Source organism: Achromobacter sp. ISS7, from assembly GCF_056523125.1.
In genome coordinates this window covers 4,742,661-4,757,402 of the sequence record NZ_JAWRZD010000001.1, presented here as the reverse complement: position 1 = coordinate 4,757,402, position 14,742 = coordinate 4,742,661, and the positions used below count along the sequence as shown (strand labels likewise).

The window sequence follows — 14,742 nt, the reverse complement described above, 5'->3', positions numbered from 1 at the left end:
GTGTCATCGGTTTGAAGTCTTTTCACGGATGCTCGTAAACGTTTTGTTTCGGGCAGTATTAACGCGTGCTGACTTATATTGCCGATAATAGCAAAATGCATCGATATATATGCATCAAGCCTGCGCTGCGGCACAGTCTTTTAGTATAGTGAAGACAACAATCAATTTAAAGACATACACATCTTAAAGATCTTAAAGATTTGCAAACACTTTGCCACAGCCGATTCCGCAACCTTTATAGTTGAGGCCGCTGGCAGGACGCAGAACGTGTGCCGCGACCGATGAGTATCCCGCCCCACGGCGCCACGCGCCGCCGGCGACAGATTGCAAGGGACTTCCGATGTCGAGTACCACGCCGCAACTGCGTTCCGTACTGCTGGTAGGCGGTACCGGCAGCCGCCTGTGGCCGCTGTCCCGCGGCAGCTACCCCAAACAGTTCCTTCCCCTGCTCGGCGACCTCTCCCCGCTGCAAGCCACCTGTGAGCGTGTGGCCGGACTTAGCGGCCTGGCGCCGATCTTCGTGGCCAACGAGGAGCATCGCTTCATCGTCGCCGAACAGCTGCGCCAGATCGGCCAGCAGCAACCCACCGTCCTGCTCGAACCCGTCGGCCGCAACACCGCGCCGGCCATCGCCCTGGCCGCCCTGCTGGCGCAGGCCGAGGGCGACGACCCGGTGCTGCTGGTGCTGCCTTCCGACCACGCGGTGCCCGACGTCGAGCGCTTCCACGACGCCGTGCGCCAGGCGCTGCCGGCCGCCGAGGCCGGCCGCCTGGTCACCTTCGGCATCCAGCCCACCTACGCCGAAACCGGCTACGGCTACATCCGCGCCGGCGCGCCCCGTGACGGCGTGGCCGACGTCGAGGCTTTCGTCGAGAAACCCGACGCGGCCACGGCGGCGCAATACCTGGCGAGCGGCCAGTACTTCTGGAACAGCGGCATGTTCCTGTTCCGCGCCTCGCGCTACCTGCAGGCCCTGCAGACGCACCGCCCGGACATCCTGGCGGCCTGCCGCCAGGCCATGGCCGCGCCGCGCCATGACGGCGATTTCCTGCGGATCGACGAGGCCGCCTTCGCCGCCTGCCCGTCCGACTCGATCGACTACGCCGTCATGGAACGCGATCCGGGCGTGGCCATGGTGCCGCTGGACGCCGGCTGGAGCGACATCGGCTCGTTCGCCTCGCTGTGGCAGCTGGCGCCGCAGGACGCCGACGGCAACGCCCTGCGCGGCGACGTGGTGGCCGAGGACTGCCATGGCGTCTACGCCTATTCCAGCCACCGCCTGGTCACGCTGCTGGGGCTGGAGGACACCGTGGTGGTCGAGACCGCCGACGCCCTCCTGGTCGCCGCGCGCGACAAGGTGCAGGACGTGCGCCGCATCGTCGCCCGCCTGAACCAGGCCAAGCGTCCGCAGGCCACGGCCCACCGCCTGACCTACCGGCCGTGGGGCAGCTACGACGCCATCGACGACGGCGACCGCTTCCAGGTCAAGCGCATCCGCGTGGCGCCCGGCGGCCGGCTGTCGCTGCAGATGCACCACCACCGCGCCGAACACTGGATCGTCGTCACCGGCACGGCGCGCGTCACGCGCGGCGACGAGGTCTTCCTGCTGACGGAAAACCAGTCCACCTACATTCCTCTGGGTGTAAAACACCGCCTGGAGAATCCGGGTTCCATCGACCTGGAGCTGATAGAAGTGCAGTCCGGCCCGTATCTGGGCGAGGACGATATTGTGCGGTTTGATGATGTCTACGGTCGCTGATCCCCCCACCACCTTTTCCATGCTCACCTACGCGACGCCCAGCCACCCTCAACGCTCTTTCATGGCCCTGACGGGCCTGATCTGCGCGCTGATCAACGCCGGCACCTTTCTCGGCCTGACGCTGGCCGAGGACATGGCGTCGCCCATCTTCCGCGGCTGGATTCCGGTCATCCTGGCCGCGGGCGCCTCCATCGCGTTCGCCCGCTTCACCCTGCTGATCAGCGCCCGCAGCGTCTGGTGGATGCTGAGCCGCGGCGTGATGCGCTGGTTCAGCGTGCTGTTCCTGGCGCTGGTCGCGCTGTTCTTCCTGCCGGGCAGCGCCACCGACACCGAGTCGCTGCGCGTGCTGCTGCTGAAGTGGGCGGCCATCACCCTGCCGCTGCAGGTGCTTGCTCTCTACGGCCTGCGCCGCACCGCCTATCGGCTGAACAACGCGTCCGCCAGCCGCCGCTCGGCCGTGTTCTTCGGCATGGGCCCCGAGGCGCGCAAGCTCGCCATGCGCCTGCAGCGCTCTCCCATCCTGGGCATCCACACGGCGGGCTACTACGCCGAGGAACAGGTGCGCACGCGCAAGGGCGAACCGACGCCGCCGCCCTATCTGGGCCGCTACCCCGACGCGCTGACCCGCATCGAGGCCGGCGAATACGGCATGGCGTTCGTCACGCTGGACGACACGAAGGACAACCCCGTCGTGCTCAACCTGATGAACCGGCTGTATGACTCGACGGCCGCGATCTACCTGATGCCGGAGTCGCCGTTCCTGGGCGAACTGACGGCCAGCAGCGCCGAAATCGCCGGCGTGCCGCTGCTGGCGCTGCATGAGACCCACATGCAGGGCCTGTCGCGCAGCCTCAAGCGCGCCATGGACCTGACGCTGGGCGGCCTGATGCTGCTGCTGGCGTCGCCAGCCATGCTGCTGATCGCGCTGGCCATCAAGCTCGACTCGCCCGGGCCCGTCATCTTCCGCCAGATGCGCTATGGCGAACGCGGGCTGCCGATCACGGTGTTCAAGTTCCGCTCCATGCGCGCCAACGCCGGCACCGAGGCCGACGGCACGCTGCGCCAGGCGCAACAAGGCGATTCGCGCGTGACGCGCATCGGCCGCTTCCTGCGCAAGAGTTCGCTGGATGAGCTGCCGCAGCTGCTGAACGTGATGGCCGGCACCATGAGCCTGGTCGGCCCGCGCCCGCACGCGGCCGAGCACAACGAGATCTACCGGCGCATGATCCAGGGCTACATGCTGCGCCACAGCGTCAAGCCCGGCATCACCGGCTGGGCCCAGATCCACGGCCTGCGCGGCGAGACCGACACCACCGACAAGATGCTGCAGCGCGTGCGCTACGACCGCTACTACATCGCCAACTGGTCGCTGATGCTGGACCTGAAGATCCTGTTCCGCACCGTGCTGGTGATCTTCTGGGACCGCAACGCCTACTGAGCGCTCAGGGCTCCTCGCCCATCGGATCGCACATCGCCAGTTCCGGCCGACGCCATTGGCAGTCGGTCGGCTGCATCATCAGCCGCAGGTTTTCCTTGCCGCGGCTGCCGAAGGTGTATTCCAGCCCGACGCGCACGAAATTCTGGTTGTAGCTGTCGCCGGCGGATTCGCCCATCTGCCGGTCGCGGTAGACGTCCACGATCCAGCGCAGGTTGTCTTCCTGCTGCCACTGCACGCGCGCGCCGAAGCGGCGGATCTGCAGGGTCTGGTCGTTGCCGCCGGTGAAGGCGGTGTTGCGCTGGCGGGTGAGTTCCGCGCCCAGCTGGAACGCGGTCTTGACCGTCGGCCGCCACGTCACCGAGGCCAGGCCGCCGGTCTGGATCGAATACAGCACCGTGGGATCGTCGTCATAGGCGTAGGGCCGGCGCCACAGCTGCAGGTCCAGGCGCGTCTTGGGCGAATAGTCCCAGGTGGCGCGGCCGGCAAAGGTGAACAGGTTGGTGTCGCGGTCGCCCAGGTGCACGTAGCTGCGCTTGAGCAGGCCGACGCGCGCCTGCAGCAGGGTCTTGGGGCTGTAGTCCCAGCGCGCCGCGACGAAGGCCTCGTTGTCCGTGAAGCGGTCGTCGATGGTCGCCACCAAGTCCGGCGTGCGGCTGTAGTAGTCGGCCTCGGTGTGGCGCAAGCCGGCCTGGGCGAAAGAGCGGCCGAAACCGGCGTAGCGCGCCGACAGTTGCCAGCCCTGGTCCTTGCGGTTGTACAGGGTGCGGTTGATGTCCTGGTCGTAGCGCGTGCCGTTGGTGAAGACGCCGAACACCGGCAGCGTCAGCCGCTCGGAAACCCGCAGGCCCAGCTCGGCCGATTTGTTGTCGCGGGTCTGCAGGTCGCGCTCGGGCCAGGTGCGCGCCATGTTGGGATTGAGCTGGCTCTGGTAGCCGTAGTCGAAGCGCCCGGCGAACAGCCGGCCGGCGCGCCAATGCAGCGTCGACAGCATGTTGCCGGGCTGGTGGTCGAGCTGCCGGTTGTTGCTGTAGCGGGCATCGGCCAGCGTGCCGCCGACGTCCAGCCGGGTGTCGTCGGACAGCAGCGGCATGCGCAGCCCCAGGCCGACCGAATTGACCCACACGCCGGCGCCGCGGATGTCGGAGGACGACTGCGGCAGGCGCGCGGGATTGCTCTGGTATTGGTAGGAACTGCCCAGCTGCACCGCGTAGTCGGCCGGCCCCGGCGCGCCCAGGGCCTGGGCGCCGCACATCATCAGGCTGGCCACGGCCAGCTGCCGTCCGATCGTGAACGTGCCTCGCTTGGCCCCGCCATCCATGGCGAGGCTGGCGCTGGGGCGCAAGATCACGGCGCCGAGCCGCGCCGCTTGCGCCACTGCCGCCAGCAAAGCCCCAGGAAGCGTGGATCGTCGACCAGGTAACGGCGCCACAGGCGGCGCGGATTGCTGGCCAGGCGCCACAGCCATTCCAGGCCGATGCGCTGCATCCACATGGGCGCCCGGCGCTGCAGGCCGATGGCGAATTCCATGGCCGCGCCCACGCACAGCAGGATGCCGCCGGGCAATTCGCCGGCGTGATGCAGCACCCAGTGTTCCTGCTTGGGCATGCCCACGCACAGGAAGACGACATCGGGCTGGCGCTCGCGCACCCGGTCGGCATAGGCCTGCCCCTCGGGTCCGAGCGGGTCGAAGCGCATCGAGGGGCTGACGATATCGATGTTCAAGCCCGGGTAATACTGCGCGAAACGCGCCAGCAGGTCGGGCTCGGAGCCGGGCATGCCACCCAGCAGCATCACTTGCCAGCCTTCGCGCTGGGCGCGCTGGCACAGCGCGACGAACAGGTCGGAACCGGTGATGCGCTCGGGCAGCGGCTGACCCAGGAAACGGCTGGCCCACACCACCGGCATGCCGTCGGCGAAGATGAAATCGGCCTTGGCGTAGCGCTCGCGGAATTCCGGCGAAGCATCCAGGCGCACCACATGATCGACATTGGGCGTGACCACGATGCGGGCGCGGCCATCGCGGCGCACGGCCGCCTGCGCCAGGCCTTCGACGGCCTCATCGAAGGAAACTGCCGCGATATCGAGGTCGAACAGCCGCACGACGGGCATGACGGGGATATCGTCGTTCGCAGTTCCGCGGGGGTCCGATACGTGCTCTGAACTGTGCAAGGAGAATCTCGCTCAAAGGGCGGTAGGCTCGAGAACAATGGTCTCACGTTTGCGTTTGAGAAAACCACATTCATCGAGCCGGCACGCGCGTATTGTATTTAAAATACCCGCAGTGTGGCGTTTTGCTTCGGCTACTATTGGACGCGCGCAACCTTTAACCAAAGGATCGGAGAATAACGTGGCGTGTCTGACGACGATGTGGCGAAGAGCGATGTTGGCGGCGCTGCTGGCCTGTGCACAACCGGCAGGCGCGCAGGACTTGCCGATTCCCGACCCCGTGTCTCCGTCCCGTCCGGCCGCGACCTCGCCCGACAACGACTTCAAGCGCTACAACGCGCCCTACGAGTCCCCCGCCTACACCCCGCCCGCCCCCGTTGGCGCGCCCGTGCGCCCGCAGCCGACCACGCCGGTCGCCGCGCCGCCTGCGCCGCCCGCCGCCTACACGCCGCCGGCCGTGCCGCCCGCGGTCAAGAGCGGCAGCGGTGACCGTGGCACCGACCGCAACATGGCCGGCAACCGGTTGCCGGAAAACGGCGTCGTGCCCACCCCGCGCCAGGCCGCCGCGACGCCGGTCGACCCGGCCGTGGAGCAGGCCATCGGCAGCGCCATCGGCGCGGTCGGGCCGGGCGACACGCTCAACATCAACATCCTCGGCACCGGCGGCACCCAGGCCCGCGCCACCGTCGACGCCGACGGCCAGATCGTGGTGCCGATGCTGGGCAACGTCCGCGCTTCGGGCCTGACGCCCGCGGCCATCGGCAAGCGCATCGAACAGGACCTGCGCAGCAAGGGCTTCATGACCGATCCGCAGGTCGCCGTCGAAGTCGTCACGCTACGCAGCCGCATCGTGTCGGTGCTGGGGCAGGTCGCGCGGCCGGGCCGCTACCCGATCGAAGGCAAGCTGTCGGTGCTGGAACTGCTGGCCATGGCCGGCGGCGCCACCGGCGGCGCCGGCGACGTCGCCACCCTGGTGCGCCGCGCCGGCGGCGGCAACGACCGCATCAATCTCTACGTCGGCAATCGCCAGTCGCCCTCGCAGAGCCTGCAGGACACCGAACTGCAACCGGGCGACGTCGTGTTCGTGCCGGAAGCGCCGCGCTTCTATGTCTACGGCGAAGTCGGCAAGCCCGGCGCCTATCCGCTCGAACAGGGCCTGAACGTCATGCGCGCCCTGGCGGTCGCCGGCGGCCTGACGCCGCGCGCCTCGGACAGCCGCATCGACCTGAACCGCACCGACGCACTCACCGGCGAGATCACCGACCGGCGCGCCAAGCTGACCGACGCGGTGCAGCCCGGCGACGTCATCCACGTCAACGAGCGCTTCTTCTGATGAACCGCCGCACCCTGCTCTCGGCCCTGCTGCTGGCTCCGGGATGCGCCGCGCTGCCCGCCTGGGCGCGCAACGAACGCATCTACGCCGTGGTGGTCGGCGACTCCATCGCCGAAGGCGAGATCCAGCGCAAGGGCCGCCTGAACGTGCAGGGCCAGTTCGTGCCGGACTATCCGTCCAACCCGGGCCAGCTCTCCTACGAACTGGCGCGCTATTCCGGCGTGTTTCATTTCAACCATGGCATCGGCGGCCAGATGTCTGCGCAGGTCCGCGCGCGCTGGCGCCGCGACGTGCTGGCCGAGGAATACGATCCCGGCGATGGCCGCGGCGCGCGCACCCTGCCCGCCGGCACGCGGCCGAGCCTGGCGTACCTGCACGTCGGCATCAACGACGTGGCCGTGGGCATGGTGCCGCTGCAGACCCTGCAGGACAACTTCACCTACTTCGCCCAGACCACGGCGAAGCTGGGCATTCCGCTGGTCGTGGACAACATCGGCGCCTATCTCGGCATGACGCCGCCGATGATCGAGGTGACGCGCGCCTTCAACGATTGGCTGCTGCACGAACTGCCGCGCCAATACCCGCACGTGCGGGTCGTCGACTACCTGTACTGGTCCAGCGGGGGCACCAACGATTTCCTCAAGCTGGCGCCGGGCCTGTTCGCCGACGGCGTGCATCCGAACATCGCCGGCTATACCGCCTTCGCGGGCTACATCCACGAAACGCTGAAGCTGCCGGCGGGCGCCGCCGTGCGATACTGATGTCCCTGGTCCGCGCACGCGCGGCACCCGGCTTGCGGCGCCTGCCCGGAGCGACACGATGATCCTGGACGCCAACACCATTCCGAACGGCTCGACCCTCACCGCCGACCTGTGCATCGTCGGCGGTGGCGCCGCCGGCATCACGCTGGCCCTGGCCTTGCTGGACAGCGGCCTGGACGTCGTGCTGCTCGAAAGCGGCGGCACGGCCGAAGACAAGGCCACCCAGGCGCTCTACGCGGGCAGCGTCGCCGATGCGCGCATGCACCCCGAGCCCGAACGCTACCGCCAGCGCCGCATGGGCGGCTCCACCACCATCTGGGGCGGACGCTGCATGCCGTTCGATCCCATCGACTTCGAGCCGCGCGATTACATCGCGCACAGCGGCTGGCCCATCGGCCTGGACGACCTGCGGCCCTACTACCCGCGCGCCAACCACCTGTGCGAAGCCGGCGATTTCGCCTACACCGTCGAAACCGCCTTCCACCGCCCCGTGCGGCCGATGATCGAAGGCTTCGACAGCCCCGAGTTTTCCACCGATACCCTGGAACGCTTCAGCGTGCCCACCGATTTCGGCTGGCGCTATGCCGAGCGGCTGCGCCAGGGACCCGTGCGCGTGCTGCAGAACGCCAACCTGTGCCAGCTCGACAGCGGCGCGGCCGGCGACCCCGTCGGCCCGGCCCGGGTCCGCACGCTGGCCGGCAACAATGTCTTCACGGTCCGGGCGCGCGCCTACGTGCTTGCCACCGGCGGCCTGGAAACTGCGCGGCTGCTGCTCGCCAACCCCGGCGCCAGCGGCCGCGGACTGGGCAACGCGCACGACGTGGTGGGCCGCTACTACATGTGCCACATCGCCGGCACCATCGGCAACGTGGACCTGGCCGGCGCCCGTTCCGTCTGGCATGGCTATGAGGTCTCCGACGAGGGCATCTATTGCCGCCGGCGCCTGGCGCTGCAACCCGAGGCGCAGCGCCGCCTGCACGCGGGCAACTTCATCGCGCGGCTGCACCATCCGCGCATTCCGGATCCCGGCCACGGCAGCGGCGTCCTGTCGGCGCTGTACCTGGCCCGTCCCGTCGTTCCCTACGAATACGCCAAGCGGCTGTATGGCGACACGCCGGGTTCGCTCGGCCTGTGGCTCAGCCACCTGCGCAACGTGCTGCTGGGCGCGCCGGCCACCGCGCGCTTCATGTGGCACATGCTGACCGAGCGCAAGCTGGCCGCGCGCAAGTTTCCGTCCATCATCGTCCACCCGCGCAACCGCCGCTACAGCCTCGACTTCCACGCGGAGCAGGAGCCCAATCCCGACAGCCGCGTCACGCTGGGCAACGAGGTCGACGCGCTCGGGATGCGCCGCCTGCACATCGACTGGCGCTACACGCCGCGCGACGTGGCCACCGTGCAGACCGCGCTGGCGGCGCTGGCCGAGGCGCTGGCCGCCAGCGGCGTGGGCCGCTTCGACTACGACCCGGCCCAGGTCGAGGCCGAGATGACGCGCTACGGCGCCTATGGCGGCCACCATATCGGCACGGCGCGCATGGGGCACGATCCGCGCGACAGCGTGGTCGATGCCGACTGCCGCGTGCACGAAACCCGCAATCTCTACGTCGCCGGCTCGGCGGTCTTCCCGACCTCCGGCCAGGCCAACCCGACCCTGACCATCGTCGCGCTGGCCCTGCGCCTGGCCGATCACCTGCGCCGCGTCCATGCGCCCAGCGACGTAGCCACGGAGACCCGCACATGAAACAACGCATCCTGGTCCTGGGCGCCAATGGCTATGTCGGCCGGCGCGTGGTGTCGGCGCTGGCCGACAGCGACTGGGCCGATCCGGTGGCCGGCGTGCGCCGCGCCCGCCAGCAAGGCCGCGAGATCGTGCTCGACGCCACCGATCCGGCCGCCGTCACGCGCGCCCTGGGCGAAGTCGACGCCGTGGTCAATTGCGTGGCCGGCTCCGCCGACGCCATGACGGCCGGCGCCCGTGCCCTGGCGACCGCGCTCGACGCACGGGCCGCGCGCCTGGTGCATTTCAGTTCCATGGCGGTCTACGGCGCGGCGCGTGGCGACATCAACGAGGACCACCCCATGGCCGCGAACCTGCAAGGCTATGCCGGCGCCAAGGTCGAAACCGAACGGCTGCTGGCCGCGCGCGACACCGTCATCACCTTGCGGCCGGGCTGCATCTACGGCCCCAACAGTCCGCAATGGAGCCTGCGCATCGCCGACCTGCTGCGCGCGCACCGCATCGGCGATCTGGGCGCGGCCGGCGACGGCTGCAGCAACCTGGTCTACATAGACGATGTCGTGGCGGCCGTGCTGGCCGGCCTGCGCGCGCCGACCGGAGCCGCGGCCTACAACCTCGCCATGGCCGGCGCGCCCGACTGGAACGGCTACTTCCTGGCCTACGCCCGCGCGCTCGACGCCGTGCCGCTCAAGCGCATCGGCGCGCGCCGCCTGAAGATCGAGACGCACCTGCTGGCGCCGGCGCTGAAGATCGCCGAGATCGGCCTGCGGCGCGTCGGCGTGCGCCTGCCGCCGCCGATTCCGCCGTCGCTGGCGCGCCTCTGGCGCCAGCCCATCCGGCTGGTCTCGACGCGCGCCGAGCAGCAGCTCGGCCTGCATTGGACTTCCCTGCAACAGGGACTCGCGGCGACCGTCGCCGCGGCCCGGACATGATGCCGCCACCACCAGGAGAACCGGCCGTGGCCTATCCCTATCGCGTCGCCGCCCAGATCAGCATGTACCCCATGGACTATCCCCATGCGGCGCTGCTGCTGCCGCACCAGATCCGTGTCTGGGCGCCCATGGTCGACCGCATCCTCGTCACCATCGACACGCACCGCAGCCGCTCGGGGCGCTATCGTGGCACGCACTTCGACGAATACCGCGCCAAGCTGCTGGCGCTGGCGCAGGACCTGCGCCGCGACATGCCCAAGCTCGACGTCATCGAAGTCGACTACGCGCCGGCGGCCCGCCGCGAGGTGGCGCAATCGTTCTTCGGCGTCGACGACATTCCCGTCAAGGCCTGGGACGGCGGCCCGTTCTACGCCTATTTCTACGGCATGCACCACAGCCAGGCGCGCCATATCGTGCACTTCGACGGCGACATGCTGTTCGGCGGCGGCAGCCACACCTGGGTGGAAGAGGCCATCGCCTATACCGACCAGGATCCCGCCGTGCTGCTGACCGGCCCCTTCCCCGGCCCGCCGCGCGCTGACGCGGCAGTCCATGGCCACGGCCTGCCGGAGCCCGAGCGCGTCGAGATCGCCGGCGCCCCCGCCTATCGTTTCCAGAACGCCAGCACGCGCATCTTCATGCTCGACATGGAACGGCTGCGCGCCACCCTCGGCCACCTGCCGCTGATGCGGCCAGGCGCCGTGCAGCGAACCAAATCACATCTGCTCGGCAATCCGCCGGACGTGCGCGAGGCCGAGGTCATCCTGAGCGAGGTGCTGCGCGCCAACGGCCTGCGCCGCGTCGACCTGCTGGGCTCGGCGCCCGGCCTGTGGTCGCTGCACCCGCCCTATCGCGGCGCGGAGTTCTACCGCAGGCTGCCGGAGCTGATCGCGGCGGTCGAATCGGGCCAGGTGCCGGACGCCCAGCGCGGCCACTACGACATCCACGACAGCATGATCGACTGGACGCCGCAGCGCGCCGCGGCGCGTCGCCACAAGCGCTGGCTGCGCCTGCTCAAAGACCGGCTACGGATCGGCGGGTAGCGGCCTTGGAGGCCTCCTGCTCGCGCGGCTTCTTGAAGATATTGATCAGCGGCCGTTCCATCAGCTGGTAGACCAGCAGGCCCGCCACGGTGCAGGCCGCGATGCCAACCACGCAGAACGCCACCTGGCCGCCCGGCAGGCTGTCCAGGTGCAGCTTGCGCCAGCCCTGGCTCACGGCCGACAGCACGAAGGCGTGCGACAGGTAGAGCGAGTACGAGGCGTCGCCCAGCTTGTGCAGGAAATTCATGCGCGGCAGCGCCTGGAAGCGTTCCAGCAGGATCGCGCCCACCACGATCGCCGCCGCCGGCACGCCCTGCGCCAGCGGCCGCGAGGCGTTCGGCGCCAGCACCGACATCAGCCCGATCACCACGAAGCCGCCCAGCACCAGCGTCCAGCCCAGCGTCGCCGAACCGCCCTTGTGCGGCCGCGAGAACCACCAGCCCACGCTCATGCCCAGCACGAATTCGAGCACGATGTCCGATGTGTAGACCTTGAGAATGGGCGTATCGTCGCCCACCACGAACCAGCCCAGCATGCTCAGGCCGAGCAGCACCAGGGTCGTGGTCGCGAAGCGCCACGCCGTCGGCAGCACCAGCGTCAGGCCGAAGATGACGTAGTAGAGCATCTCGTAATTGAGCGTCCATCCCACCGTCAGCACCGGTTCGATCAGCCCCGCCGGGTTCGGCACCATGACGAACAGGTACGAGGCGATCACGTGGAACAGGCCGAAGCGGGTGGTCTGCAGCAGCTGCGGCGCGATCAGCATCACCGCCACCGCCACCGAGGTCAGCAGCCAGTACAGCGGAACGATGCGCACCGCGCGGCGCCGGTAGAACTCCAGCACGCCGACCTTCTTGCCGCGCGTCGTGATCCACATCAGGAAGCCGCTCAGGACGAAGAAGATGTCCACGCCGGCGGCCAGCCAGTGCGGCCAGTAGCCCTGGTAGCCCATGCGCTCGAGCTGCGGATACAGGTGGACCAGCACCACCATCATGGCCGCGATGCCGCGCAGGTACTGAATCGAAAGAATGTCCATGAACGGTTACCTGGTACGGTAAGAATGGAAAGCGGGCACGCGCGCCGCTCGATGGCAGGGGGTCACGACCGCGCCTCCCGGATGGCGTAGTCGTCATCGCGCCGCACTTCGCGCCATGCCATGACGATCACCGCCAGCCCGTAGCAGGCTTCGCCGGTCAGGATGCCGATCACCGCGCCAACGGGGCCCAACTGCAGCATGCCGACATAGCTTATCGCCAACGCGATCAGCGCGCAGACCAGGGTGGCGGCGCTCAGCGCCCGGAAGCGCTGGCGCAGCAGCGGCACCATCATGATCGGCTCGCGGATGACCATCAGCACGAACAGGCCGATCCACAGCACCAGCAGCAGGTCGCGCTGCGGGAAATCCTTGCGCATCAGGTCCAGGAAGATCCAGTCGCGCAGCAGCCAGATCACCGCCCCATACAGCAGCGTGAACAGCGCCAGCGCCAGCGAGAACAGCATCAGGCGGCGCAGCGTGCGGCGCGCGCCCATGCCGTGCATCCAGTCGGACGCCAGCGGCGTCAGCTGCTTCTGCATGCCGGCCAGCAGCAGGTTGATCGGCATCAGCGTCAGGCGCGAGGCCGCCAGCGCCGCCACCGCCGCCAGGTCCAGCGTGGCGGCGGTCAGGAAGTTGTAGCCCTGGTTGAACAGCCAGTAGATGACGCCGCCCGAGGCCGCCCAGAACCCCATGCGGGCGATCTCGCGCAGGCGGCCGGGCGCCGCGCCGCGCTCGATATCGTTGGCCAGCACCCGGCGCAGCACGCTGGCGCAGGCCAGCGCCGCCATCGTGCCCGCCAGCAGGGCGCCCGCCGCCGCCACCGGCGTCCTGACTGCGAGCGCGCAGCCGGCCAGCAGCACCGCCACGTAGATTGCGTCCGCGCCCAGCACCTGCTGCGGACGGTGGTACATCAACAGGATGCCGCGCAGGTATTCGCGGTACAGCGCCGCCAGCACCAGGCCGATGGCCGCCACCACCACCAGCGTCGATTCGCCGTCGAACAGTCCCATCGCCCAGCCGGCCAGCGCCACGACCAGCGCCAGCGCGCCGCCCGCCGCTCCCAGCCATTTCTGGTCCCGCAGCAGGCTGCCCATCCACTGGCGCCGCGCCGCCTCGTCCAGGCCGGGCAGGCGGATCACCATCGGCGTGCCGATGAAGGTGCCCTGCAGCGTCGTCAGCAACATCATGGTGTTGAAGGCCAGGATGTAATAACCGTACTGCGCCTCCGCCGCGTAGCGGATCAGGATCAGGCCGACGCCGAAGTTGGCGGCCGACAGCATGGCCTGGTCGGCGATCGAACTGCCGAACAGGCGCGCCAGGCCCGAGGCGGAGAAGCGTGTCCACGTCACTTGGAATCCCGATCGGTCTTGATCCAGTGCTTGTTGCGCCGGTTGCGCAACAGCACATACAGCTTCCACAGCACGAAGAACGGCACGCGCAGCAGGTCCAGCAGCGCCCTCGGTCCCAGCGGCGACAACTGCCAGCCGCGCAGCGCGTGCAGCGCCAGCACGCCCAGCAGGACCAGCGCCAGCAGCGGCCATGCGGCCAGCCCCGCGCCGGGCAGCAGCCACGCGGCCAGCCCGCCCAGCACCAGCAACGCGCCGATCTGCAGCGCGATGTAGCCCAGCGGCATGGTCAGCAGGTCGATGGCCAGTTCCAGGCAGATCCAGCTCGGGCGCGCCACGGCCTGGCGCAGCAGGCGGCCGACGTAGGTCCGCATCACCGCCAGGCGGCCGCCTTCCCAGCGCTGGCGTTGCGTGCGCGAACCGCGCTCGGACGCCACCAGTTCCGCGTCGGCGCTGGCCTCGTCGATATAGACCACGCGGTGGCCGTGCAGGCCCAGCACCACGCCGTACTCCAGGTCTTCCGCCATCGAATGGATATTGAACGGCACCTCGCGCAGCAGCGCGTGCGTCATGCACATGCCGTTGCCGCGCAGGCCGTTCGAAGCGCGCAGCCGTTCACGCGCGCGGCCGCGCACCGCATGGAAGGCGCCGTAGGCGATGGTGATGATGCGGGTGCGCCACGACTCGTCCGGATTGAGCACCCCGTAATGCACCTGCATCACCGCCGCCCCCTGCTCGATGCGCGCGGCGTAGGCGGCCAGCAGGTTGGGCGTGACCTCGGTGTCGGCGTCGATCACCGCGACCGCGTGCGCGAAGCCGTCGGCCGCGCTGCGCGCGATGCCGTACTCCAGCGCGTAGCCCTTGCCCCGATGCTGGTCGTCGTGGCGTTCGATCACCTCGGCGCCCGCGGCGCGCGCCAGCGCCGCCGTGTCGTCGGTGCAGTTGTCGGCGATGACGATGATGCGGTAGTGCTCGCGCGGCCAGTCGATGGCCGCCAGGCTGCGCACCGTGCGCTCGATCACCGCGGTCTCGTTGTGCGCCGGCACCAGGATGTCGAAGCGCATGTCGCGCCGCTGCGGCTGCGGCCGCGGCAGGCGCGCCGACAGCAGCGTCAGCAGGCCCAGGTAGGCGGTCGCCGCCGTGACGGGCAGGGCAATGACGAACAGGATCAGGTGCAGGAATCCGGCCAT

At 69.2% G+C, this 14,742-nt stretch carries 12 protein-coding genes; 7 read left to right on the top strand and 5 right to left on the bottom strand.

All coding sequences use genetic code 11. The annotated features are described in order from the left end of the window. Positions 1-340: 340 nt before the first annotated feature. Entirely contained in the window at positions 341-1,759 is a 1,419-nt protein-coding gene (locus tag AC1HFW_RS21540) for a mannose-1-phosphate guanylyltransferase/mannose-6-phosphate isomerase (RefSeq protein ID WP_479285178.1), read from the top strand. Then, positions 1,743-3,197: an undecaprenyl-phosphate glucose phosphotransferase gene (locus AC1HFW_RS21535; protein ID WP_225856523.1), complete on the top strand. Its 1,455-nt coding sequence runs from the start codon at positions 1,743-1,745 to the stop codon at positions 3,195-3,197. The genes AC1HFW_RS21540 and AC1HFW_RS21535 overlap by 17 nt, the downstream gene beginning before the upstream one ends. A gap of 4 nt (positions 3,198-3,201) precedes the next feature. On the opposite strand, the gene AC1HFW_RS21530 is transcribed toward AC1HFW_RS21535, so the two are convergent. Next, positions 3,202-4,545, bottom strand: coding sequence for a porin family protein (locus AC1HFW_RS21530; RefSeq protein WP_146075480.1), 1,344 nt, complete (start codon positions 4,543-4,545; stop codon positions 3,202-3,204). Further along, complete coding sequence (locus AC1HFW_RS21525) at positions 4,542-5,306, bottom strand: WecB/TagA/CpsF family glycosyltransferase (RefSeq protein ID WP_006392057.1); 765 nt, start codon at positions 5,304-5,306, stop codon at positions 4,542-4,544. The genes AC1HFW_RS21530 and AC1HFW_RS21525 overlap by 4 nt, the downstream gene beginning before the upstream one ends. A gap of 337 nt (positions 5,307-5,643) precedes the next feature. Here AC1HFW_RS21525 and AC1HFW_RS21520 point away from each other — a divergent pair, with 337 nt between their 5' ends. The 5 genes from AC1HFW_RS21520 to AC1HFW_RS21500 are packed head-to-tail and all read left to right on the top strand — an operon-like array spanning position 5,644 to position 11,170. Next, a complete protein-coding gene (locus AC1HFW_RS21520; RefSeq protein ID WP_479285177.1) occupies positions 5,644-6,696 on the top strand; it encodes an SLBB domain-containing protein in 1,053 nt (350 codons plus the stop codon). Next, on the top strand, positions 6,696-7,457 hold the full coding sequence (locus AC1HFW_RS21515; RefSeq protein WP_198486220.1) for an SGNH/GDSL hydrolase family protein: 762 nt from the start codon (positions 6,696-6,698) through the stop codon (positions 7,455-7,457). Before AC1HFW_RS21520 ends, AC1HFW_RS21515 begins: the two co-directional genes overlap by 1 nt. Positions 7,458-7,515: 58 nt before the next feature. Then, on the top strand, positions 7,516-9,198 hold the full coding sequence (locus AC1HFW_RS21510; protein ID WP_479285176.1) for an FAD-dependent oxidoreductase: 1,683 nt from the start codon (positions 7,516-7,518) through the stop codon (positions 9,196-9,198). Next, a complete protein-coding gene (locus AC1HFW_RS21505; RefSeq protein WP_479285175.1) occupies positions 9,195-10,127 on the top strand; it encodes an NAD-dependent epimerase/dehydratase family protein in 933 nt (310 codons plus the stop codon). Before AC1HFW_RS21510 ends, AC1HFW_RS21505 begins: the two co-directional genes overlap by 4 nt. 26 nt (positions 10,128-10,153) lie before the next feature. Then, entirely contained in the window at positions 10,154-11,170 is a 1,017-nt protein-coding gene (locus AC1HFW_RS21500) for a capsular biosynthesis protein (RefSeq protein WP_479285174.1), read from the top strand. Here the strand turns inward: AC1HFW_RS21500 and AC1HFW_RS21495 are convergent. From AC1HFW_RS21495 to AC1HFW_RS21485, 3 genes are all read right to left on the bottom strand, one after another. Beyond that, entirely contained in the window at positions 11,142-12,206 is a 1,065-nt protein-coding gene (locus AC1HFW_RS21495) for an acyltransferase family protein (protein ID WP_479285173.1), read from the bottom strand. The two genes, AC1HFW_RS21500 and AC1HFW_RS21495, sit on opposite strands and share 29 nt — an antisense overlap. A 62-nt stretch (positions 12,207-12,268) precedes the next feature. Further along, positions 12,269-13,555 (bottom strand): lipopolysaccharide biosynthesis protein, encoded by a 1,287-nt coding sequence (locus tag AC1HFW_RS21490; RefSeq protein WP_479285172.1) that lies wholly within the window; start codon positions 13,553-13,555, stop codon positions 12,269-12,271. After that, positions 13,552-14,742: a glycosyltransferase family 2 protein gene (locus AC1HFW_RS21485; RefSeq protein ID WP_479285171.1), complete on the bottom strand. Its 1,191-nt coding sequence runs from the start codon at positions 14,740-14,742 to the stop codon at positions 13,552-13,554. The genes AC1HFW_RS21490 and AC1HFW_RS21485 overlap by 4 nt, the downstream gene beginning before the upstream one ends.